Raw genomic sequence first — 20,670 nt, 5'->3', positions numbered from 1 at the left:
GGCGACCGATGGCCGCGTTCAACGGAATTCCTGTCTGAGTCGCCTAACGTCGTTTCGGTAACGGTTGCGCGTTGACTACCGGCCAAGCACGGTATAACTCGCTGGGGACGAATTGACCGACAACAAGGAGCGATCAATGCCGGTGCCACCCACACCCGGGGTCCCCTGCGACGCGGCCCAGCTGACCAGGCGGGGCTTCATCGCGGCCGGCATCGCCGGCGGGTTGACGCTGGCGGGCTGCAGCGGCGCCAAGCCGCAGCCGCCCGGCGCCGCGGCCCAGATGAACGCGGCAATCGCTGCGGCCGAGAAGGCTCGCCCGCACAGCGGCCGCACCGTGACCGCCAACTTGACGCCGCAGGTGACCGAGATCGACTTGGGTGGACCGATCGCCCGCACGCTGGCCTTCGGCAATTCGATCCCCGGCCCGGTGATCCGGGCCCGCGTGGGTGACGAACTCGTTGTCACGGTGTCGAACAAGCTCGACCATCCGACGTCGGTGCATTGGCACGGCATCGCGTTGCGCAACGACATGGACGGCGCCGAGCCCGCCACCCCGGACATCGGCGCGGGCCAGGACTTCACCTACAAGTTCAGCGTCCCGAACCCCGGAACGTATTGGGCTCACCCGCATACCGGGCTCGACGAAGACACGGGCCTGTATCTACCGGTGATCATCGACGATCCTACCGAGGGCAGCTACGACACCGAATGGATTGTCGTCCTTGATGATTGGACCGACGGCATCGGGAAATCCCCGCAACAGCTCTACGAGGAGCTGGTCAGCCCGAACAAGTCCGGCATGCCCATGCCCATGCCGGCCGCGACGCCCACCCCGCCGGTAAGCACGTCCGCCACCTCCACGACCCCGACCTCGACGACGTCCGCGACGTCGAGCACCCCAACCAGCTCGGCGGCCGCGCCACCGCCGCCACCGGAGGCACCGCGGGTCGGAAACAGCGACCTTCTCGGCGGCGACGCCGGGGATATCATGTACCCGTACTACCTGATCAACGGGCGAATTCCGGCCGCCCCCACCACTTTCAACGCCAAGCCCGGTCAGCGCATCCGGATCCGCTTCATCAACACCGGATCCGACACCGCCTTCAGGGTCGCGCTGGGCGGCCACTCGATGACGGTCACCCACACCGACGGCTTTCCGGTGGTGCCCACGCAGGTCGACGCCCTGCTGATCGGCATGGCCGAGCGCTACGACGTCATCGTGACCGCGGCCGACGGCGTCTTCCCGCTGGTCGCGGTCGCCGAGGGGAAAAACGCGCTGGCGCGGGCGCTGCTCTCCACCGGGAAGGGCAGCGCCCCCGACGCACAGTTCCAACCGCCCGAGCTCACCAAACGCGTGGGCACCATCGAGATGTTCACCGCCACAACGCCGGTCAACCTGGGCCGACCCGAACCCAACCTGGACCTACCGGTTGTCCTGGGCGGCAACATGATGCAGTACAACTGGATGATCAACGGCGAGCCCTACAGCAAGACCAATCCGCTGCAGATCCGGCTGGGGCAACGGCCCACCCTCACGTTCGACAATACGACGATGATGTATCATCCAATTCACCTGCACGGGCACACTTTTCAGCTGATCAAGTCCGACGGCACCCCCGGCGCCCGCAAGGACACCGTGATCGTGCTGCCCAAGCAGAAGCTGATCGCCGTCCTGGTCGCCGATAATCCCGGGCAGTGGCAGTTGCACTGCCACAACACCTACCACCAGGTCGCGGGAATGATGACCCGGCTGGATTACGTCTTCTGAGCCGCCTTAGCCAAAAAGTCCAGCAGCAGCTCGTTGACCACTGAGGACTGCTCGATCTGTGGGCAGTGGCCGGCGTCGTCGACCACCGCCGACCGGGCGCCGTCGATCTGCCCGGCGATCTCGGCGGCCCAACCCGGCGGCAGCAGCTTGTCCTTGCCGCCCTCGACGACAAGCGTCGGCACACCGATGCGTTCGTAGGCACGGGTGGCCGACGGGGTCGGGGGCCGCGACGAGCCGGGACGACGGAACCTGGCCGCGGCCACGGCCTCCCACGCTCCCGGCGCGGTGCTCGACTCGTAGCGGCGTCGCACGTATTCCTCGTCGCCGGGGTAGGCGGAATCGTAGAACAGCGCCTCGACGATGCTGCGCATGGCCTCGTAGGTCGCGTCGTACTCCTGCAGCGCCTCAAAGTGCTTGTTCTGCTGGATCTCTCCGCCGCCACAGATGATCGTCAAGCCGCGCACCGGCAGCCGCGGCGCCTCCGCCGTGGTGTCGTTGAGCAGGTTGATGGCGCCCATGGAGTTTCCCACGAAATGCGCCGAGGCGATGCCGAGGAGATCGCAGAACCGGGCGACGTGGCGTATCCGCATGCCGCGGCCGTCGACGAAGTCGATCACCTTCGCCGAATTTCCATAGCCCAGCATGTCGGGGGCCAACACCCGATAGTGCGCGGCGAGCGCGGAAATGGTGCGTTCCCAGCCGAGTTCGGCGCTGGCACCGAACTCGCCGCCGTGCAGCAGCACCACCGGATCGCCTTCGCCCGCCTCCAGGTAGCCGGTGGTCAGGCCATCCACCAGCATGGTCTTGCGTTCAAAGCCCATCACTTGATCGCGATCGGGTTGACCGGGGAGCCCACGGCCCCAATGACTCTCAGGGGCGGCGCGATGAGCTGGAACTCGTAGACACCGTCGGCGGCGCAATCGCCGGCCAGCGCGGTGAGGTCCCAGTACTCGCCGAACATCATTCCCATATCACGCAGGCAGAGCAGGTGCAGGGGCAGGAATACGCCGTCGACTCCGGAGACGAGGTCCTCGACCTGGAGGTTGTCGGAGGCGACCGCCGCGACCTCGTGGTCGTGCAGCCACGAGGCGCAGCCCCAGTCCAGCCCGGAGAAGGGCTCGGTCTTGTTGCCGGTCTGCGCGAACCTCGTCCACCAGCCGGTCCGGATCAGGACGATGTCACCGCGTTCGATCCGCACGCCCTGCGTGCGTGCGGCGTCGTCCAATTCTTGGGGCGTGATCGGATTCCCCTGCTCGAGAAAGACTTCCGCGCCGCGATGGCGAACCAGGTCCAGCAGCACGCCTCGGGAGGTGATGCCCTTGCCGTCGACCTTGTCGATTCCGCAATGGCGGGCGCCCATGCTGGTCACCGAGTTCGCGGGGAAGCCGTTGTAGAGCTGCTCGTCGTAGTAGACGTGCGACAGCGCGTCCCACTGGCTGGCCGCCTGCAGCGGCATGATGATCAGGTCGTCGTTGAAGCGGAACGGGTTGTCGTCGCCCATGTAGCTACTGAGCTGCTTGGCTATCGGGTTGCTCGCCCAGCCCGGCCCATACTGGAGCAGCGTGTTCGCGTCGCCGCCGTCGATGGTCATCACGTGCACGGGATTGTGCCGATATTCGAAGGCGCCCTGCGGGCCCGAGGCGCCGAAGTCCACGCCGAGCGGAAACACCTTGCCGTGCTTGACCAGGGCCGCCGCCTGGGCCGCCTTGTCTTGGGTGATGAAGTTCAGCGTGCCGAGCTCGTCGTCGTCACCCCACCGCCCCCAATTGGAGACGTCACGCGCGACCCGCCGGAAGTCAGTCAAGTCGGCCATGGGCCCGTCCTTCCTCGAGTTCACGGGCGATCGCGGCACCCACGTTTCCGCCGTCGACCCAGAGGACCTGTCCCGTGATGTAGCTTGCTGCACGACTATTCAAGAAGAGCAGCACCGCGGCCTGCTCGGCGGGGTCGGAAACGCGGCCCAGGGGTTTGGGAATGTCGTCGAGGAAGCCCTGCCCGTACGCCGTCCGCAGCTGATCGAGGATCGGGGTTTCGGTGACCCCGGGCCCGGAGCAGTTGATGCGAATACTCTTGGCGCCCAACGGCGTGGCGCTGCGCATCGTGTAGAGGATGATCGCTTCCTTAGACAGTTGATAGCCGTTGCCCAGTTCGTCGGGGTGGGCATGACACCAGTCGATGCCGTCCTGCATCGTCGCGGTGCCCAGCAGCGGCGCCACCACCGCCGCGTGTTCGCGGTAGGCGGCCGCCGCGAGCGACGACACGCTCACGACGGATGACCCCGCGCCCATCCTTGGAACCAGCGCCTCGGTGACGTGCCGCAGGCCCAGGAAGTTGATGGTGGCGACCAGCGCCGGCTCGCCGATCCCCGACGAGACGCCCGCGACGTTGAAGAGCGTGTCGACGCGCCCGCCGACCGACGCTACCGCGCCGTCGATCGAGACCGGGTCGGCCAGGTCGACCTCATGAAACTCGTTGACCGGCAACGATGGCCGGCGTTTGTCCAGCCCGACGACCTCGGCTCCGAGCTCGGTGAGCTGTCGAACCACGTGTTCGCCGATGCCGGACGCACACCCGGTGACCACCGCACGGCGGCCGTCGTAGCGCCACAGCTGGTCGATGTCTACCAAGGCCTTCTACTTCTTGTTCTGTTCTTCCTTAGCCCGCTGAGCCGCCTGGACCCGGCCCTCGTTGATCTCGGCCATGGCCTCAGGAATCTCGCTGGCGGTGAACTTACCGCCACGACCGGTGGGCAGGCCGCCGAAGGAGTAGTTTTCGTCGAATTTCGGTGCGGTCGACTTGGGCCGGCGCGCCTCCACCTTCTCGATGACGGGTGCCAGGCGCTTGGCCTTCTCGGCCACCTGCTTCTTGTCGCGCTCGATGAACTCGGGCAGCACCTCTTTGCCCATCAACTCGATGGACTCCATGGTGCCCTCGTGACTGCGCGGGTTGAGCAGCAGGATGATCTCGTCGACGCCGCTCTCCTCGTAGCCACGCAGGAATTCGCGCACGGTGGCCGGCGATCCGATCGCGCCACGTCCCGGGCCGTAGGCCAGCGTCGGATCCTTCTCGACCTCTTCGAGGTAGCGATTCCACACGCCGGTCCGCCCGGGGGTGTGCACGCCGGTCATGTAGTAGTGCATGATGCCGAACGAGAAGAAGCCGCCGCCCTGCCCGAGGCGCTGCAGGGCCTGCTCGTCGGTCTTGGCGACCATCATCGACAGGTCACCGCCGATGGCCAGGATGTTCGGGTTGATCTGCGGCGTGGCGGGCACGCCGTTCTCCTCGAGCTCCTTGTAGTAGCCGTTGACCCGCTCGGTCAGCGGTCCGGGCCCGGTGTAGGCGAAACTCAGTGCGCCGATGGCCTTTTGGGCGGCCATCTGCACGCTGGCCGGCCGGGTGCAGGCCACCCAGACGGGCGGGTGCGGCTTCTGCAGCGGCTTGGGCACCACGTTGCGGGCCGGCATCGAGACGTGCTGGCCTTCGAACCCGGAGAAGGGTTCCTCGATCATGCAGCGGATCGAGACCTCGAGCGCCTCTTCCCACTGCGCGCGCTTGTCGGCGGGGTCGATGTTGAACCCGCCCAGCTCACCGACGGAGGAGGATTCGCCGGTGCCGAACTCGACGCGCCCGTTGGACAGCAGGTCGAGGGTGGCGATGCGTTCGGCCACGCGCGCGGGGTGGTTCACGATGGGCGGCATGTGCATGATGCCGAAGCCGAGCCGAATGTTCTTGGTCCGCTGGCTCGCCGCGGCCAGGAAGATCTCCGGGGCGGTGGAATGACAGTATTCCTCGAGGAAGTGGTGCTCGGTCAGCCAGACGGTCGAGAACCCCGCCTTGTCGGCGGCCTCCACCTCGTCCAGGCAGTCCTGCATCATGACGTGCTCGTCGTCCGGGGCCCAGGGGCGCGGCAGGGCGAACTCGTAGAACAGTGAAATTTTCATTGCTACCTCCTATGAGAATTAGTGGCCTGGGTGGCTAGATGTTTGGCGGCGACGAAGCCGAAGGTCATGGCCGGGCCGATGGTCGCCCCCGCCCCCGCGTAGCTGCGGCCCATCACCGCCGCGGAGGTGTTACCCACCGCGTACAACCCCGGTACCGCCGTGCCGTCCGGCCGCAGCACCCGGGCATGTTCGTCGGTCAGCAGACCGCCCGAGGTGCCCAGGTCGCCGAGCACGACCCGGAACGCGTAGTACGGAGGATCGCCCAGCGGGTACAGGTTTGGGTTCGGCAACGTCGGGTCGCCGTAGTAGTTGTCGTAGACGCTGTCGCCACGGTTGAAGTCGTCGTCGTGACCCTTGCGCGCGAGTTCGTTGAAGCGACCGGCTGTTTCGTGCAGCTGCTGCGCCGGGACGCCGATCTTGGACGCCATCTCGTCCCAATTCATCGCCGATTTGACGACGCCCGATTCGAGCCACGCCTTGGGCACCTTGCGCCCCGTCGGCACCGGGGCGAACGGGATTTTCGGTATCGGCAGGTGACCCCCGACGACGTAGCGGTTGAACGACCGGTGATCGGTGATCAGCCAGCACGGGATGTGGGTGACCCCGGAGTTCTGGCCGTCGATCATCGCGTGGCCGAAATCCATGTACGGCGCGGCCTCGTTGATGAAGCGCTTGCCCGCACCGTTGACGATGAACTGGGACGGCATCATCCGCTCGTTGAGCATGAATTGCATTCGGCCGTCCGGCCATTGGATCGCGGGGAACCACCACGCCTCGTCGAGCAGGTCGGTGGCGGCGCCCAGCTTCTGGCCCGCGCGGATTCCGTCGCCCATGGAGGCCGGATTGCCGAAGCTCCAGTCCTGGTCCACCACGGGCAGGTGTTCCTTGCGCCAGGCCAGGTCGTGGTCGAAGCCGCCGGAGGCCAGGATGACGCCGGCGCGCGCGGCGATCCGCTGCTTGGCGCCGTTTCGCTCCACCACCGCGCCGGTCACCGATCCGTCGACGTCGGTGAGCAATTCGGTCATCGGCGAGTCCAGCCACAGCGGGATGCCGCGCTCGCGCATCGCCAGCCGCAGCCGGGCCGCCAGCGATTGCCCGATCGCGGCCATCCGCTCGTTGAACACCCGGGCCCGGACCATGCGCGCGACCAGCTTGAGCAGCACGCCCTTGCCGGTCCACGACTGCCTGATCCGATAGAACTGGCGCAACTCCTTGGGGCCCAGCCAAATTCCCCGCGGCGCCAGCGCCAGGGGCTGCAGCAGCGTCTGCTCGTCGGCACCCAGCTTCCGTAGGTCGATGGCCGGCACGTTGATCGTGCTGCCCAGTTCCGACCCGCCGGGCCGCTCCGGGTAGTAGTCGGCATAGCCCGGCTTCCAGACGAATTCGAACCAGCCGGACAGCCCTTCGAGGAATTCCAGCATCTTCGGCGCGGCCTCGACGTACTGCCGGATGCGGGCCTCGCTGACCAGGCCGTCGGTGATGTCGAGCAGGTATCGGACCACTTCTTCGGGGTCCGGGGTGTAGCCGCCCCGGCGCTGCGCGGGCGCGCCCGGCACCCAGATGCCGCCGCCGGACAGGGCGGTGGAACCGCCGAAGTGCGAAGACTTTTCGACCACCAGCACGTCCAGCCCCGACGCTGCGGCGGTCAGTGCGGCCGCCATCCCGCCGCCACCTGATCCGACGATCAGCACATCGACGACGTGGTCGTGGCCGTCGCGGTCCGCGGCGGTCATGTCAGCGTCGCCGTTCTGATGGCGAACCCGGCGATCAGCTCGGCGGCCGGCTTGTAATAGCGCAACACGGTCTGATAGTCCCCCGCCGTCTGCAGCGCCGCGAAAGCGGCCACCCACGTTCTGATTTCGTGCGCGGAGCTGCCACCTTCGGACAGGACGAAGGAGTTCGACCACTGGTCGAAATCGTCGATACGCCCCGCGTCGACCGTCTCGAGGAAGCGGTGGTCCCAGGCCGGGTTGAGCGGTTGCAGATCGCTGTCACCGCCCGCGAAACTCCGGGCCGCTTCCATCACGGCGGTCTGCCGGGCCTGCCGCTGCTCGGGCGTCATCGGCGTGCCGTGCACAATCCGGTCCAGGGCCGCCGGCCGCGCCGTCGCCAATGTCGGCACCGGAGGGCTGTGTGACAGCCCGCCGGACCCCAGTATCAACACCCGCTTGTCCAGGGTGGCCAGAAAATTGCCGATGGCCGTACCCAGCGCCCGGACCCGGTGCATGGGGCCCAGCGGTACGGCGACCGCATTGATGAAGACCGGGATCACCGGTCGCGCGGTGGCGTCCCCGAACAGCTTCTCCAGCGGTTGCACGGTGCCGTGGTCCACGTCCATGCTCGCCGACACCGCGACGTCGACGCCCGCGTCCAGGACGGCCTCCGCGCACCGCTCCGCGAGCTCGGTGGGCACGTCGAGCGGGCCCGCGTGCGTGCCGTAATCACCAACACCGTTGGCGCTCAGCCCGATACAGAACGGCGGCATCGACTTGTAGAAGAACCCGTTGTAGTGATCCGGGGAGAAGGTGAGCACCAGCTCGGGGTCATAGTCGCGGACGAAGTCGCGCGCCTGCGCGATGGCACCCTCGATGTCGTCAAGCAGGTCCCGCGACGGCCCCGGAAGATTCAGGAGCGGGCTGTGGGACATACAGCACAGAGCCGTTGCCACTGTCGACATCACCCCCTCCCGGGATGAGGGTGAGGGCGTCGATCAGCGACGCGCTCAGGTCGGGGGCGAGCTGGGCGATGCAGGCACCCGCGATGCATCGATCGGGACGCAGGAACACCACCGATTCCTTGTGCCCGTCGAACCAGCCTTTGAGGCCGCCGGTGCGATCGCCGACGACGATGACGTCCGGGTCGTCGTGCGCGGCCCAGTGCAGCTGGGTCGACGGCCGCAGGGCAATGAAGTACGCGCCCAACGCTTTCCAGGCCGTGAAAGCCTCGTCGCCGAGGATCTTGCGCGGGTTGTTGTTCCAGCACAGGACCGCGAACCACGGGCCGAGCACGTCGTCGAGCAGGACGTCCTGCTGGGTGCGGGTATCGACCTTCGGCTGGATGAACAGGGTGCCCACCGGCGACAGGGCGCTGCGCGGCTCCTTGGGGTCGAGCGAATGCACGACGGCGCCCTGCTCGTAACGAGGCATCGGCTTGAACCGCATCTCGAGCACATATCGCTTGAGCGACGGGACAATTGACGCGGAGCGCACCAGCAGGTCGCGCGCCGAGGCGACCCGGCGATTGGTCGGCGAGATCACCCGGCCCACCATCGTGGACAAATCGATCATGGCCCGGGCGTGCTTGCGGCGCTCCACATCGTAGGTGTCCAGCAACGCCTCGTCGGCCAGGCCGCGCACCACCGCGGCCAGCTTCCAGCCCAGGTTTGCGGCATCCCGGATGCCGCTGTTGTAGCCCTGGCCCTGCCACACCGGCATCAAGTGCGCGGCGTCGCCGGCCAGCAGCAACCGGCCGCGCCGGAATGCGCCGGCGATGCGGGAGTGATGGGTGTAGACGCGGCGCCGGATCACGTCGACCCGGTCAGGATGCGGCACCATCCGCGCCAGCATCCGGGTCAGGAACGCCGGATCCTCGGCCTGCTCGTCGGATTCGTCGGCGTGAATCATGAACTCGAAGCGGCGAATTCCGTGCGCGATCGAGATTGAGGCGTACGGGCGTTCGGGGTCGGCGCCCACCTCGCTGTTGGGGTGACCCAGCGGGTCGTTGGCGATGTCGACGACCAGCCACCGCGTCGAGGACGTCGTGCCGTCGAAGGAGACATCCATCGTGCGGCGCGTCATGCTGCGCCCACCGTCGCAGCCCACCACGTAGCGCGCGCGCACGGTGGCCGCCTCGCCCGCACCGCCGAGGGTGACGGTGACGGCGTCGGCGGCTTCCTCGCAGGCGGTCATCGGGCTGCCCCAGCGCACCTCGACGTTGTCGAATCTGTCCAAGCCGACCAGCAATTCGGCGTCGACGAGCGGCTGCACGAATCCGTTGCGCTTGGGCCAGCCGAATCTCGCGTCGGGCGGGGCCATTTCGGCAAGGATGCGGCGCTTGGCGTCGACGAAACGCAGGATCTGGTTGGGCACGGTGTGCGGCAGCACGCGGTCGACCAGACCGATCGACTGGAAGGTGCGCAGCGACTCGTCGTCCAGCCCGACCCCACGCGGGTAGTCGATCAGCGTGTCCCGTTCCTCGGCCACCAGCGTGCGGACACCCTGGGCGCCAAGGGTATTGGCCAGGGTCAGGCCGACTGGCCCCGCGCCGACGATGACGACGTCGACGTCCACGCCCTCGTCTTTGGCCTGGTGCCCGTCGTTGCCCATCAGCGCCCCAGCAGGAAATCGAGATGCAGGCGGTTGAAGGTCTTGGCGTCCTCGTACTGCGGCCAGTGACCGCAGCCCGGCATCACCTCGAAGCGCGCGCCCGGGATCATCGACGCCATGCGGCGCCCCTCGGTGACGTCGGCGGTGGGGTCGTCACTGGTCCACAGCACCAACGTCGGCGCGGTGATCGAGCCGTATTCGGTCGGACCGAGGATGTTGCGCGCGCGAATCTCGGGGTCCTGCAACGCCATGATGTCGCTCATCGCGGAGACGAATCCCGGCTGGCGATAGACGCGTTGGCGGCTGGCGACTAGGTCGTCGTAGTCCTTGGACTTGTCGGCCATCAGCCACTTGATGCGCGCCTGAACCGTTTCCCAGGTCGGGTCCTCGGCGGCGGCCATCGACAGCGTGATGATGCGTTGCATCACCACGGGGTCGGCCTGCGAGCCGCCGGCGGTGTTAAGCACAAGGCGCTCAACCACATCCGGGTGGTCGACCGCGGTGCGGGCGGCGACCCAGCCGCCGAGCGATTCGCCGCTGATGTAGGCGCGGTTCACCCCGATGGTGCGCAGCACCGCCATCAGGTGCTCGACGTAGTGGCTGACTTCCAGCGGATGGCCCGGCTTGTCGGTGTAACCGTGGCCCAGCATGTCGACCGACCAGGTCCAGAAGTGCTCGGCGTGCGCCGCCAGGTTGCGGACGTATGCCTCGGCGTGGCCACCGGATCCGTGCAGCAGGACCAGCACCGGCTTGCCCGGATCGCCGGCCCGCAGGTAGCGGGTCTTCACTCCACCGGCGCTGAGATAACCCTGCTCAAACGCGACGCCCTGGAGATCGCTCCAGACGCTTTCGAACTCAGCCACGGTTGCTCTCTGCCTGCCTCTGGTGGAAATCCGGTTCTCGATTTAGACTTACCTCGTGTGCGAATATCGCACATGTACGTGCGTTATATATTAGAGCTTCGCTCTCGACATGGAGGTCTGTCAAGACTGTGACGGCTTCGGGCACCGGCTCCCAGACGCTGGCCAGGGGAATCACCGCGCTGCAAATAGTGGCGGCCTCTCCGACCGGCCTGACGGTGCAGCAGCTCGCCGACCAGATCGGGGTGCACCGCACGATCGCCTATCGGCTGCTGTCGACGCTGTCCCAATTCCGGCTGGTCGCCAAGGGCGAGGACGGGCGCTATCGGCCGGCCGCCGGGCTGGCGGTGCTCGGCGCCTCCTTCGACCGCAACGTGCGCCAGCTGAGCCTGCCGACGCTGCGCGCCCTGGCCGACGAGCTCGGCACCACGGTCTCCCTGCTCGTCGCCGAGGGCGATCAACAGGTGGCGGTCGCGGTGATCGTGCCGAGCCATGTCGCATACCAACTCTCCTTCCACGAAGGCAGTCGCTATCCCCTGGACCGCGGCGCCGCCGGAATCGCGTTGCTGGCGAGCATGCCGCCGCGCCCGGACGAGCGCAGCCTCGTCTCGCGCGCTCGCGAGCGCGGCTGGGTGACGACATACGGTGAGATTGAACCGAATACGTACGGGTTGGCCGTGTCGGTGCATCGCCAAGCGCCCTCCCCACCAACCTGCATCAACCTGATCTCCCATCGGGAGGACGTCGTCTTGCGTGGAAAAGACGCGGTGCTCACCGCCGCAAAGCAGTTGACCGAGCTACTGAGCTGAAGGGATAGCCGTCCATGCCTTGGGACTCCGAAGTCGATGTCGTCGTGCTCGGCAGTGGCGGCGCCGGGCTCACCGCGGCGCTGTCCGCGTTGTCCGCCGGCGCTTCTGTGGCGGTGTACGAGAAGGCCCCGACGGTCGGCGGGACCACCGCGGTCTCCGGCGGCGTGGTGTGGATTCCGGCCCACAACCGTTCTCCCGAAGGCGAATTGACGGAAGCCGACGCGTTGCGATACCTGCGGGCGCAGTCCCTCGGCCAGATGGATGACGATCTGGTCGAGACGTTCGTGCGGACCGGCCCGACGATGCTGGAATTCGTGGAGGGACACAGCCCCCTGCGCTTCGAGGTCGCCACCGGATTCCCCGATTACCGACCGGAGCTACCGGGTGGGCAGCCGACCGGGGGCCGGTCGCTGAGCGCGGGGCCGTTCGACCTGAACCAGCTCGGCGAGTGGGGCAAGCGGATCACGTCATTTCCCGCGGACTGGTCCAACGTCGGTATCGATGCCGAGACCCGCGCACGCCTGCATGTGACGGTCGACGAAGGCAGCGACCTGTGCGTCGCGGGCACCGCGCTGATCGCGGGCCTGCTCAAGGGATTGCTCGACGCCGGCGTGACGCCGCACACTGACGCCACCGCCGAGGAACTCATCGCCGAGGGCGGGGAAATCACCGGCGTACGTATCTGCTTGGCCGGCAAGCACATCAACGTGCGCGCGCGCCGCGGGGTCGTCCTGGGGGTGGGCGGCTTCGAGTGGGATCCCAACCTGGTGCAGGCGTTCTTGCGCGGCCCCATGCACGGCCCGGTGTCGCCGCCGAACAACACCGGCGACGGGCTGCGCATGGCGATGGCACACGGCGCGGACCTGGCCAACATGGGCGAGGCGTGGTGGGTGCCGATCGTGCAGATCCCCGGCGACAGCATCGAGGGCAGGCAACGCAGCCGCAGCGTGCGGCTGGAGCGCACCCGCCCACGCAGCATCATCGTCAACCAGGCCGGGCATCGATTCGTCAACGAGGCCTGCGATTACAACTCCATGGCCGGGGCGTTCCACTACCTGGATCCCCGCGGCGGGTACGTCAACGATCGCGGCTGGATGGTATTCGACTCAGTTCACTTGCAGCGCTATGGATTTCTCGGCATCGCGCCCGGGGACCCCGTTCCGGACTGGTTCTGCGAGTCCGCTGATCTCGCCGAGCTGGGCGCCAAGACCGGCATCGACGCAGAGGGCCTCATCCGAACGGTCGAAGAGTGGAACCGCCATGTCGCGCAGGACGCGGATCCGGACTTCGGGCGCGGTTCCAGTGCGTACGACGGCTATTGGGGCGACGACACCGCCACCACGGCCGCCGGCAAGACCCTGGGGCCGATCGATACCGCGCCGTACTATGCGGTGCCGGTGTCCATCGGCGCGATGGGTACCAAGGGCGGGCCGCGCACCGATCACGATGGGCGGGTGCTGCACGTCAGCGGCGAGCCGATCCCGGGGCTATTCGCCGCGGGAAACGCGATGGCCGGTGCGACGGGGCGGGCCTACGGCGGTGCCGGTGGAACCATCGGCCCGGCAATGGTTTTCGGCTACCGTGCGGGTCACGCAGCGGCGACCGGGAAGTCGGTCGATCTCAAGTAGCGGGGTGCGCCGGCTTCAGCGGCATTTCCACGCAGATGTGGGAGCCCACGGGTTCGTCGAGGATGAGGAACACCCCGCCGGCCGCGTCCACCCGGGTCCGATGGGACTCCAACCCGATGTGGCCCTCGCCCAGGCGGCGCGCCATGGTGTCGGCGTCGAATCCCACCCCGTCGTCGGTCACGTCCAGCACGCATTTGTGTTCGTTGACTCCGAGCGTCACCGAAGCGTGCTTGGCCTTCGAGTGGTGCACGATGTTCGAGAGCAGTTCGCGCACCACTCCGAAGACGATCCGGTCGTTCTCGTCGCGGATCGGATAGTCGATGTCGGTGGAAACCTCGATGCCCGAGCGCCGCTGGGTGTAGGAGGCCAGCTCCTGGACGGCGGCACCCAGCCCGGCCTGCTCCAGCACCGCCGGGTGCAACTCGAAAGTGGCCTGCCGCAGGCTCTGTGAGGCGGTCTGCAGCCCGGCCAGCGCCCGCTCGACACGCTCGTCGCCCGGGAAGGCGTGCTTGAGCTCGACGAGTTCCTGGCGCACGGCCAGCACGTCTTGCAGCGGTCCGTCGTGGATGGACTCCGATATGCGGCGCTGTAGCACGTCCGACGCGGTCATCGTCTGGGCGAGCAATTCCTCCCGCAGCGCGCTCAGGCCGGCGATCGAGCGCGTGTGCCGCTCCTCGATGCGGACGGCCATGTATGCCGTGCCGCACAGGCCGGCGTAGAGCGCAAATCGAAACAGAGTCTCGTCGAGCCCGAATTCGTCCTGCATCAACGGATCTTCAAGCACCGCAATCAGATACCCCACCATCGAGCAGACCAGCACCACCGCCGCCCGCCGCGACGAGACGTCCAGGCCGATGAAAATGGGCAGCAGCATCATGATCAGCAACGGATCGATGCCGTCGGTGGACAACACCTGAAAGACCGTCAACGCCACGACGTCAACGATGGTGAAACCGAAGGGCTCGAGCCGGCCGATCCCGACCAGCCGCCCCCGCCCGAGCCACGCGAATGGGGAAAATGCCCGCGCCAAAGCGAAGAGTGCGACACCCGCGTACAGGCCGATCAAAATGCTTTGCCGGGGCCATTCATACCGGCGGGTGCCAATGACCATGGCGGTGAGCATGAGTCCGACCACGCCGATGCGGATCACGGCGGCGATTCGGTACGAACGCAGCTGATGCCCCCTGCGCGTGCGCTGCAGTTCTGCGTCGCCGATCTCCGTCACCCGATCACCGTACTCATCGGCGCCACCTCCCCCGAGGTAACTTGAGAAATTGCGAATCAGCAAGTCCGGAACTCCCAACTTCCCCTTTGCGGCGTACCGCTAAACTGTCCGCCATGTCCGGCGCAGCAACGCCCGAAAATGTGCGTGTGGTTGTTGGTGACGACCACCCGCTTTTCCGCGAGGGCGTCGTGCGCGCGCTCTCCTCGAGCGGTTCGGTGACCGTCGTCGGCGAGGCGGACGACGGAGCCGCGGCCCTCGAGCTCATCAAGGAGCACCGGCCCGACGTCGCGCTGCTCGACTTTCGGATGCCCGGCATGGACGGCGGCGAAGTGGCGGCGGCGGTGCGCAGCCAGGAGTTGCCGACCCGGGTGCTGCTGCTTTCGGCGCACGACGAGTCGGCGATCGTGTATCAGGCGCTGCAGGCGGGCGCGTCCGGCTTCTTGCTGAAGGACTCGACCCGCGCCGAAATCGTCAAGGCGGTGCTCGACGTCGCGCAGGGTCAGGACGTCGTGGCGCCCGCGCTGGTGGGCGGTCTGACCGCCGAGATCCGGCACCGCGCAGCACCGAGCGCCCCCGTGCTCAGTGCACGGGAGCGCGAGGTGCTCAATCTGATAGCCCGGGGTCAAAGCATCCCTGCGATAGCCGGTGAGCTATTCGTTGCGCCGTCGACGGTGAAAACGCACGTTCAGCGGTTGTACGAAAAGCTCGGGGTCAGCGATCGCGCGGCGGCCGTTGCCGAGGCTATGCGCCAAGGCCTGCTCAACTAGCCGCCGGCCATTCCTCGGGCTGCCGCACCGACTCCGGTGCCTGGCCGACCAGCGTGGCCTTCGCGAAGACCTCGGCCTCGGCTACCAGGTAGCGGGCTCGGCGCTCCACTTCGTACAGGTGGGCGTCGCTGACGCCGCTGGCGATCAGGTGGTCCCTGGTCGTGACCAACGGGTCGACCTTGCCGACATTGTTGAACGGGTTGGTGACCGCGCGCACCAGGGTGGGGCCTTCGTCGGCGCTCGCACGCCGCAGCGCACTCGCGACCGAGTTCCGAACCGCTCCAACCTCATTGCCGTCGACCGACCACACGGGCATCCCCAGGAGCTCCTGCAGGACACCGTCCTCGATCTCGCCGCGCGCACCGCGCGAGTTCTCGACGACGAACACCACCGGCAGCCGCCACAACACCGCCGCGTTGACGACTTCGGCGAAGTCGGCGGAGTTCACTTCGTGCTCGCCGATGACGCAGAGGGTGACCCGACCTTCTTCGGAGAGCCAGTTCGCGTAGGCCTGACCCACGGCGCGCAGCGCCGACCGCTGCAGAGCGCTTGCAGATGACCACAATTCGCCGCCCCGCTTGACCTCGCGCGGGGTCTCCTCGTAACCGCAGTCCGCATCCCGGCCCGCGCCGATCTGCTCGCCGATGCTCGGGCCGAGCGGCATCGCCAGGCCGATCTGCTGGGCGTGCAGGACGTGGGGAATGCTCGTCGTGAGGGCATCGCCCGGCCGCATCGCGGCGGTCGCGCCGATCGCCACGGCCTCTTGGCCGAACGCGGCCTGCACCGGGTCCTTGATCAGACCGTCGATGCGCAGGTCCTGCAGCGCCATGTCGACCAGACGCAACACCCACATGCGCCGGTACAGCTCCAGCTGCTCGCTCAGAAGTGCCGTCGACTGCTCAGTGGTGGAAGTCATCTGCCGCTCTCCTAACTCGTCGCGATGTGTCCGCTATGGGCACCACCAAAAGGTATGACGAATTAGCTGGACAGAACTCCGCCGATCGGATGGCAAAAGTGATGAATGTTGGTGTCCCCCGATCGGGGGACAAGGGGGGCCGCCGGTTTTCCGACGCCGATGTCAATCCTGCAGGTCAGCGGGGGGTGAGAGCAGGCGATCGGCCGCCGCATAGGGGTTATCGCGCCCGTCCACCACCGCCTCGGCAAGCCGGTCGAGGTCGGGTCGCGTCCGCAGGCGGGTTTGCGCCAGGGACAGGATCTGCGCCCGGGCGCGGGCCAGCCTGCGGGCCCGGCTGTCGGTGCGGCGGTGGTCGTCGATGGCGGCCACCAGCTCCGCCACCCCTTCTCCGCGGGCGGCGACGAGGCTGACGATCGGGGCCGACGTTTCGGCCCGCAGGTCCCGGACGGTCTGTTCGGCCCCGTCGCGGTCGGCCTTGTTCACCGCGACGATGTCGGCGACCTCCAGCACGCCCGCCTTGGCGGCCTGCACCGCGTCGCCGGCGCCGGGGTTGAGAATGACGATCGTCGGGTCGGCGACCGCGGCGATCTCGATCTCGGACTGGCCGACGCCGACCGTTTCGAGCAGGACCACGTCATAACCGATCGCGCCCAGCAGGGTGATGGCGGCGGGCACCGCGGCGGCCAGCCCGCCGAGATGACCCCGACTTGCCACCGACCGGATCAATACGTCGGAGTCGTTGATGTGGGCGGCCATCCGAATCCGATCGCCCAGCAGCGCGCCACCGCTGAACGGTGACGACGGGTCGACGGCAAGCACCGCCACCCGATTTCCCCGCTCGCGGTAGGCGCCGACCAGCACAGCGATCGTCGTCGACTTGCCCGCGCCGGGTGGCCCGGTGATCCCCACGACGAGCACCGGCGCGGGTTCGACGCTGGCGAGCACCTCGTCGCGGCGCTCACCCTCGACGAGGCTCAGCAGCCGGCCCACCGCGCGTTGGGATCCGTTGCGCGCCCCCGCAATCAGGTCGGCGATGGATGTGGACACTAGGGGGCCGGAACCTCGATGACTGTCGCCGAGCCCATTCCGCCGCCCGCACACATGGCCGCGACGCCGATTCCGCCGCCGCGCCGGCGCAACTCGTGCACCAGGGTGACCAGCATCCTGGCCCCGGTGGCGGCCACCGGATGCCCCAGCGAGCAGCCGCTGCCGCTCACGTTGACCTTGTCCGGATCCAGCTCGAGCAGCTTGATGGTGGCCACGCACATCGCGGCGAAGGCCTCATTGATCTCGAAAAGGTCCACGTCAGAGGCCGAAAGCCCGGCGCGGGCAAGGGCTTTCGGAATGGCGTCCACCGGAGCCAAGCCGGTGATCGCGGGGTCGACGCCGACGGACGCCCAGGACCGCACCGTGGCCAGCGCGGGCAGCCCGAGCCGGTCGCTGGCGATCGTCAGGGCCGCGGCGCCGTCGTTGGCGCCACACGCGTTGCCGGCGGTGATCGAAAAGCCCTCGATCTCCGGGTGCAGCGGCTTGAGCCCGGCCAGCTTCTCCATGGTGGTGTCGCGGCGCGGGTGCTCGTCGACCGAGAACAGCCCGTGCGGCGTTTGGATGGGAACGATCTCCTCTTTGAAGCGGCCTTCGTCGATCGCGGCGATCGCGTTGCGGTGCGACCGCAGCGCCCAGGCGTCCATCTCCTCGCGGCTGACGCCCGCCTTGACCGCGGCGTTCCATCCCACGGTGATCGACATGTCCATGTTGGGGGCGTCGGGACGGTCGGGGTGGGTCGGCGGGAACCAGTCGACCCAGTCCTCGCCGACTTGCAGCCGCGACCGCGGCGACGTCGACGCCGAGTTCACCCCGCCGGCGATGATCAGCTCGTCCATCCCCGCGCGGATGCTGGCCGCCGCGCTCTGCACTGCGGCCTGGCCGGCGGCGCAGTGCCGGTTGTTGGCCAGGCCGGGCACCTGGGTCAGGCCGGCCGTCAGCGCCGCGTGGCGGGCGATCACGCCGCCGCCGTTGAGCCCCTCGCCCAGGATGACGTCGTCGACCTGCGCCGGGTCGAGGTCCGCCGCCGCCTCGGACACCACGTGATTCGCGAGGTCATAGGCGTTGGTATCGCGCAGCGTTCCCTTGCGGGCGGTTCCGATGGGAGTGCGTAGGGCGGACACGATGACGGCTTCGGGCACGGTTCTTCTCCACTTCGGCGGGCATGCTGCGGCACTTGAGAGCAGACCGCACGTACATGAGAACACTATTCTCTCAGGCCGAGAGCGTGAGTTGCAAGGACGCCGGTACGGCCTCGATCGGCGAGCAGACGCAGAATCGCGTATAACGGCACCCAACTGTGCGATTCTGCGTCTGCTCACCGATCAATCAGGAGGCACGGCCCACCATGACCCAGGTGGAGGGGACGATCGCGGTCCCGGGCGGAAACGTCTGGTTCAAGCGCGTCGGCGGTGGCCGCGGCCGCCCGCTGCTGGCGGTCCATGGCGGCCCGGGGTTGCCGCACAACTACATCCGCTCGCTGGAGCGGCTGGCCGATGAACGCGAGGTGATCTTTTGGGATCAGCTCGGCTGCGGTAACTCCGAACGCCCGTCGAACCCGACGCTGTGGACGATGCCTCGTTCGGTGGCCGAGCTGGACGCGGTGGTTAAGGAGCTGGGACTCAACCGTTTTCACATCTTCGGAAATTCCTGGGGTGGCATGCTCGCACAGCAGTATGTCCTGGACGCGCCCGAGGGCGTCGCCAGCCTCACCATCTCCAACAGCATCGCTTCCATACCGGAATTCTCAAAGATGGTGGCGCGCTTGAAATCTGAGCTCGATCCGGCGACCCAAGCGGCCATCGATCGCCACGAAGCCGCGGGCACCACCTACTCCGCCGAATACCAGGCGGCGATCCGCACCTGGAACGAGACCTACCTTTGCCGCCTGCGCCCCTGGCCCGCCGAGCTCGAGGACGCATTCCGGCGAATGGGCCCCGAGATCTTCGAAACGATGTTCGGGCCGAGCGACTTTCACATCGTGGGGACCATCAGCAGGTGGGACGTGTTCGACCGATTGAGCGAGATCGCGCTGCCGACCCTGGTCGTCGCAGGCAGGTTCGACGAATGCGCGCCCGAACACATGTTTGCGATGCACCAGCGCATCGCGGGATCGCGGTTCGAGTTGTTCGAGTCGAGCGCGCACATGCCGTTCATCGAGGAGCCCGCGCGGTTCGACGAAGTGATGCGCGACTTTCTGCGGGCCCACGACGGCGTCGACGCTGGTCAGCTGCCAGGGTGACCGACGCCACAGCTTTGCGGTCGTTTAAAACGATTGCCACGCCCGGCTCTTTGGGTACGGGTCTAGAGTCCGTCAACTGACTGAAGGGGGAGCCATTATGAGTGACCGCGACAATGGACTCGTAGAAGGCGTCCGGGGCGTCATCGAGGACGCGATCGGCAAGACCAAGGAAATCGCCGGCATCTTGCTGAACAACGAGAGTCTTCGCAAGGAAGGCCGCGCGCAGCAGGACAAGGCGAAGGCGCAGCGCGACGTCGCCAAGAAGGAGGCCCAGGCCGAGGCGGCGCGTGGCGCCGAGAAGACGGCCGAGGCCCGCGAAAAGGCCGCCGCTAAGAGCTAGTCACCCACGGTAGAGGACTGGGCCGCGATCTCGCGGCTCAGTTCTTTGCCGCGTTGAACTTGGCGACGTTGGCCCGGAAGTCTTCGGTCAGGAACGACTGGCTCTCGGCCGAAAGGGCGTAATCCAGGCTGGCCAGCACCGCGCGCTCCAGGTGAATGTTGAGCACCCGCTTGGTGCTTTCGACCGCCTGCTGCGGCAGCTTCAAAATCTTCTCCGCGGCGGCGATAGCCTCCGCGACCGGATCGGCCGCCACGTGATTGGCCAGGCCGAGCTCGACGGCCCGCTGCGCCTTGATGCGGGTTCCCGTCAGCGCGTATTCCTTGGCCAGCAGCAGGCTGATGTGCAGCGGCCAGGTCAGCGGCCCTCCGTCGGCGGCGACCAGGCCCACCTGCACGTGCGGGTCGGCGAGGTAGGCGTCCTCGGCGATGTAGACGAGGTCGCTGAGCGCCACCAGGCTGCAGCCGAGCCCGACGGCGGGGCCGTTGACGGCCGCTACCACCGGAATTCGGCATCGTGCCATGCCCAGGACGATCTCGCGCCCGTCGCGAATGGTCTTGGCCCGCAGATCCGCGTCGTTCGCAAGCTCTTCGAGGTAGCCGAAATCGCCGCCCGCCGAGAATGCCCTGCCGGCGCCGGTGATCACCGCCGCGCGGGCGCTGGGGTCATCGGTGAGCCGCTGCCAGATCCGCGCGAGCCCGGAGTGTAGGTCGTCGTTGACCGAGTTGAGCGAATCCGGCCGGTTCAGCGTGATGATGCGCAATGCACCATCGGCACGGACGTCGATTTCGTCAGGCATGTCGTACAC

19 protein-coding genes are annotated in these 20,670 nt (G+C 67.5%); 6 read left to right on the top strand and 13 right to left on the bottom strand.

Features of this window, described 5'->3' with window-relative positions; all coding sequences use genetic code 11:
• The first annotated feature begins 136 nt into the window (after positions 1-136).
• Positions 137-1,768, top strand: coding sequence for a multicopper oxidase family protein (locus MRAB57_RS11955; RefSeq protein WP_077087734.1), 1,632 nt, complete (start codon positions 137-139; stop codon positions 1,766-1,768).
• Here the strand turns inward: MRAB57_RS11955 and MRAB57_RS11950 are convergent.
• The 8 genes from MRAB57_RS11950 to MRAB57_RS11915 are packed head-to-tail and all read right to left on the bottom strand — an operon-like array spanning position 1,756 to position 10,897.
• On the bottom strand, positions 1,756-2,589 hold the full coding sequence (locus MRAB57_RS11950; RefSeq protein WP_077087733.1) for an alpha/beta fold hydrolase: 834 nt from the start codon (positions 2,587-2,589) through the stop codon (positions 1,756-1,758). The two genes, MRAB57_RS11955 and MRAB57_RS11950, sit on opposite strands and share 13 nt — an antisense overlap.
• A complete protein-coding gene (locus MRAB57_RS11945; RefSeq protein ID WP_077087732.1) occupies positions 2,589-3,581 on the bottom strand; it encodes a cyclase family protein in 993 nt (330 codons plus the stop codon). The genes MRAB57_RS11950 and MRAB57_RS11945 overlap by 1 nt, the downstream gene beginning before the upstream one ends.
• Positions 3,565-4,395, bottom strand: coding sequence for a coniferyl-alcohol dehydrogenase (locus tag MRAB57_RS11940; protein ID WP_077087731.1), 831 nt, complete (start codon positions 4,393-4,395; stop codon positions 3,565-3,567). Before MRAB57_RS11940 ends, MRAB57_RS11945 begins: the two co-directional genes overlap by 17 nt.
• 6 nt (positions 4,396-4,401) lie before the next feature.
• The gene (locus tag MRAB57_RS11935; RefSeq protein ID WP_077087730.1) at positions 4,402-5,709 is read right to left on the bottom strand and encodes an LLM class flavin-dependent oxidoreductase; all 1,308 of its coding nucleotides are present in this window, start codon (positions 5,707-5,709) and stop codon (positions 4,402-4,404) included.
• Between the two features lie 2 nt (positions 5,710-5,711).
• The gene (locus MRAB57_RS11930; protein WP_077087729.1) at positions 5,712-7,442 is read right to left on the bottom strand and encodes an FAD-binding protein; all 1,731 of its coding nucleotides are present in this window, start codon (positions 7,440-7,442) and stop codon (positions 5,712-5,714) included.
• Positions 7,439-8,356 carry a 3-carboxyethylcatechol 2,3-dioxygenase gene (locus MRAB57_RS11925; protein WP_245835904.1) on the bottom strand — a complete coding sequence of 306 codons (918 nt, stop codon included), beginning with the start codon at positions 8,354-8,356 and terminating at the stop codon, positions 7,439-7,441. The genes MRAB57_RS11930 and MRAB57_RS11925 overlap by 4 nt, the downstream gene beginning before the upstream one ends.
• Complete coding sequence (locus MRAB57_RS11920; protein WP_077087727.1) at positions 8,304-10,034, bottom strand: bifunctional 3-(3-hydroxy-phenyl)propionate/3-hydroxycinnamic acid hydroxylase; 1,731 nt, start codon at positions 10,032-10,034, stop codon at positions 8,304-8,306. Before MRAB57_RS11920 ends, MRAB57_RS11925 begins: the two co-directional genes overlap by 53 nt.
• Positions 10,034-10,897 (bottom strand): alpha/beta fold hydrolase, encoded by an 864-nt coding sequence (locus MRAB57_RS11915; RefSeq protein WP_077087726.1) that lies wholly within the window; start codon positions 10,895-10,897, stop codon positions 10,034-10,036. Before MRAB57_RS11915 ends, MRAB57_RS11920 begins: the two co-directional genes overlap by 1 nt.
• Before the next feature lie 128 nt (positions 10,898-11,025).
• On the opposite strand from MRAB57_RS11915, the gene MRAB57_RS11910 reads away from it, so the two are divergent.
• Positions 11,026-11,703, top strand: coding sequence for an IclR family transcriptional regulator (locus tag MRAB57_RS11910; RefSeq protein ID WP_077087725.1), 678 nt, complete (start codon positions 11,026-11,028; stop codon positions 11,701-11,703).
• A 14-nt stretch (positions 11,704-11,717) separates the two neighbouring features.
• The gene (locus tag MRAB57_RS11905) at positions 11,718-13,331 is read left to right on the top strand and encodes an FAD-dependent oxidoreductase (protein WP_077087724.1); all 1,614 of its coding nucleotides are present in this window, start codon (positions 11,718-11,720) and stop codon (positions 13,329-13,331) included.
• Here MRAB57_RS11905 and MRAB57_RS11900 read toward each other — a convergent pair.
• Complete coding sequence (locus tag MRAB57_RS11900) at positions 13,324-14,556, bottom strand: sensor histidine kinase (RefSeq protein WP_077087723.1); 1,233 nt, start codon at positions 14,554-14,556, stop codon at positions 13,324-13,326. The two genes, MRAB57_RS11905 and MRAB57_RS11900, sit on opposite strands and share 8 nt — an antisense overlap.
• Before the next feature lie 113 nt (positions 14,557-14,669).
• Between MRAB57_RS11900 and MRAB57_RS11895 the strand changes: the two genes are divergently transcribed.
• The gene (locus MRAB57_RS11895) at positions 14,670-15,323 is read left to right on the top strand and encodes a response regulator (RefSeq protein ID WP_077087722.1); all 654 of its coding nucleotides are present in this window, start codon (positions 14,670-14,672) and stop codon (positions 15,321-15,323) included.
• Here the strand turns inward: MRAB57_RS11895 and MRAB57_RS11890 are convergent.
• The 3 genes from MRAB57_RS11890 to MRAB57_RS11880 form a co-directional block, all read right to left on the bottom strand.
• Positions 15,316-16,239 (bottom strand): thiamine pyrophosphate-dependent enzyme, encoded by a 924-nt coding sequence (locus MRAB57_RS11890; protein ID WP_216823737.1) that lies wholly within the window; start codon positions 16,237-16,239, stop codon positions 15,316-15,318. The two genes, MRAB57_RS11895 and MRAB57_RS11890, sit on opposite strands and share 8 nt — an antisense overlap.
• Before the next feature lie 162 nt (positions 16,240-16,401).
• Positions 16,402-17,286, bottom strand: a complete 885-nt coding sequence (gene meaB, locus MRAB57_RS11885; protein ID WP_077087721.1) for a methylmalonyl Co-A mutase-associated GTPase MeaB — start codon at positions 17,284-17,286, stop codon at positions 16,402-16,404.
• On the bottom strand, positions 17,286-18,425 hold the full coding sequence (locus MRAB57_RS11880) for a thiolase family protein (RefSeq protein ID WP_077087720.1): 1,140 nt from the start codon (positions 18,423-18,425) through the stop codon (positions 17,286-17,288). The genes meaB and MRAB57_RS11880 overlap by 1 nt, the downstream gene beginning before the upstream one ends.
• A 215-nt stretch (positions 18,426-18,640) precedes the next feature.
• Between MRAB57_RS11880 and MRAB57_RS11875 the strand changes: the two genes are divergently transcribed.
• Both MRAB57_RS11875 and mbp1 read left to right on the top strand, forming a co-directional pair.
• On the top strand, positions 18,641-19,525 hold the full coding sequence (locus MRAB57_RS11875) for a proline iminopeptidase-family hydrolase (protein ID WP_425436808.1): 885 nt from the start codon (positions 18,641-18,643) through the stop codon (positions 19,523-19,525).
• A 97-nt stretch (positions 19,526-19,622) separates the two neighbouring features.
• A complete protein-coding gene (mbp1, locus tag MRAB57_RS11870) occupies positions 19,623-19,865 on the top strand; it encodes a microaggregate-binding protein 1 (RefSeq protein ID WP_077087718.1) in 243 nt (80 codons plus the stop codon).
• 37 nt (positions 19,866-19,902) lie between these two features.
• Here mbp1 and MRAB57_RS11865 read toward each other — a convergent pair whose 3' ends face one another.
• Entirely contained in the window at positions 19,903-20,670 is a 768-nt protein-coding gene (locus tag MRAB57_RS11865) for an enoyl-CoA hydratase/isomerase family protein (RefSeq protein ID WP_077087717.1), read from the bottom strand.

The organism is Mycobacterium rhizamassiliense (assembly GCF_900157375.1).
GTDB lineage: Bacteria > Actinomycetota > Actinomycetes > Mycobacteriales > Mycobacteriaceae > Mycobacterium > Mycobacterium rhizamassiliense.
This window is presented reverse-complemented; position numbering and strand designations above follow the sequence as displayed.

What these genes read in the sequence shown, in the direction of transcription:
- MRAB57_RS11935 (WP_077087730.1), bottom strand. Translation starts at nt 5,709, where the DNA reads ATGAAAATTTCACTGTTCTACGAGTTCGCCCTGCCGCGCCCCTGGGCC.
- MRAB57_RS11920 (WP_077087727.1), bottom strand. Translation starts at nt 10,034, where the DNA reads ATGGGCAACGACGGGCACCAGGCCAAAGACGAGGGCGTGGACGTCGAC.
- MRAB57_RS11895 (WP_077087722.1), top strand. Translation starts at nt 14,670, where the DNA reads ATGTCCGGCGCAGCAACGCCCGAAAATGTGCGTGTGGTTGTTGGTGAC.
- MRAB57_RS11905 (WP_077087724.1), top strand. Translation starts at nt 11,718, where the DNA reads ATGCCTTGGGACTCCGAAGTCGATGTCGTCGTGCTCGGCAGTGGCGGC.
- MRAB57_RS11930 (WP_077087729.1), bottom strand. Translation starts at nt 7,442, where the DNA reads ATGACCGCCGCGGACCGCGACGGCCACGACCACGTCGTCGATGTGCTG.
- MRAB57_RS11950 (WP_077087733.1), bottom strand. Translation starts at nt 2,589, where the DNA reads ATGGGCTTTGAACGCAAGACCATGCTGGTGGATGGCCTGACCACCGGC.
- MRAB57_RS11890 (WP_216823737.1), bottom strand. Translation starts at nt 16,239, where the DNA reads ATGACTTCCACCACTGAGCAGTCGACGGCACTTCTGAGCGAGCAGCTG.
- MRAB57_RS11925 (WP_245835904.1), bottom strand. Translation starts at nt 8,356, where the DNA reads ATGTCCCACAGCCCGCTCCTGAATCTTCCGGGGCCGTCGCGGGACCTG.
- MRAB57_RS11945 (WP_077087732.1), bottom strand. Translation starts at nt 3,581, where the DNA reads ATGGCCGACTTGACTGACTTCCGGCGGGTCGCGCGTGACGTCTCCAAT.
- mbp1 (WP_077087718.1), top strand. Translation starts at nt 19,623, where the DNA reads ATGAGTGACCGCGACAATGGACTCGTAGAAGGCGTCCGGGGCGTCATC.
- MRAB57_RS11955 (WP_077087734.1), top strand. Translation starts at nt 137, where the DNA reads ATGCCGGTGCCACCCACACCCGGGGTCCCCTGCGACGCGGCCCAGCTG.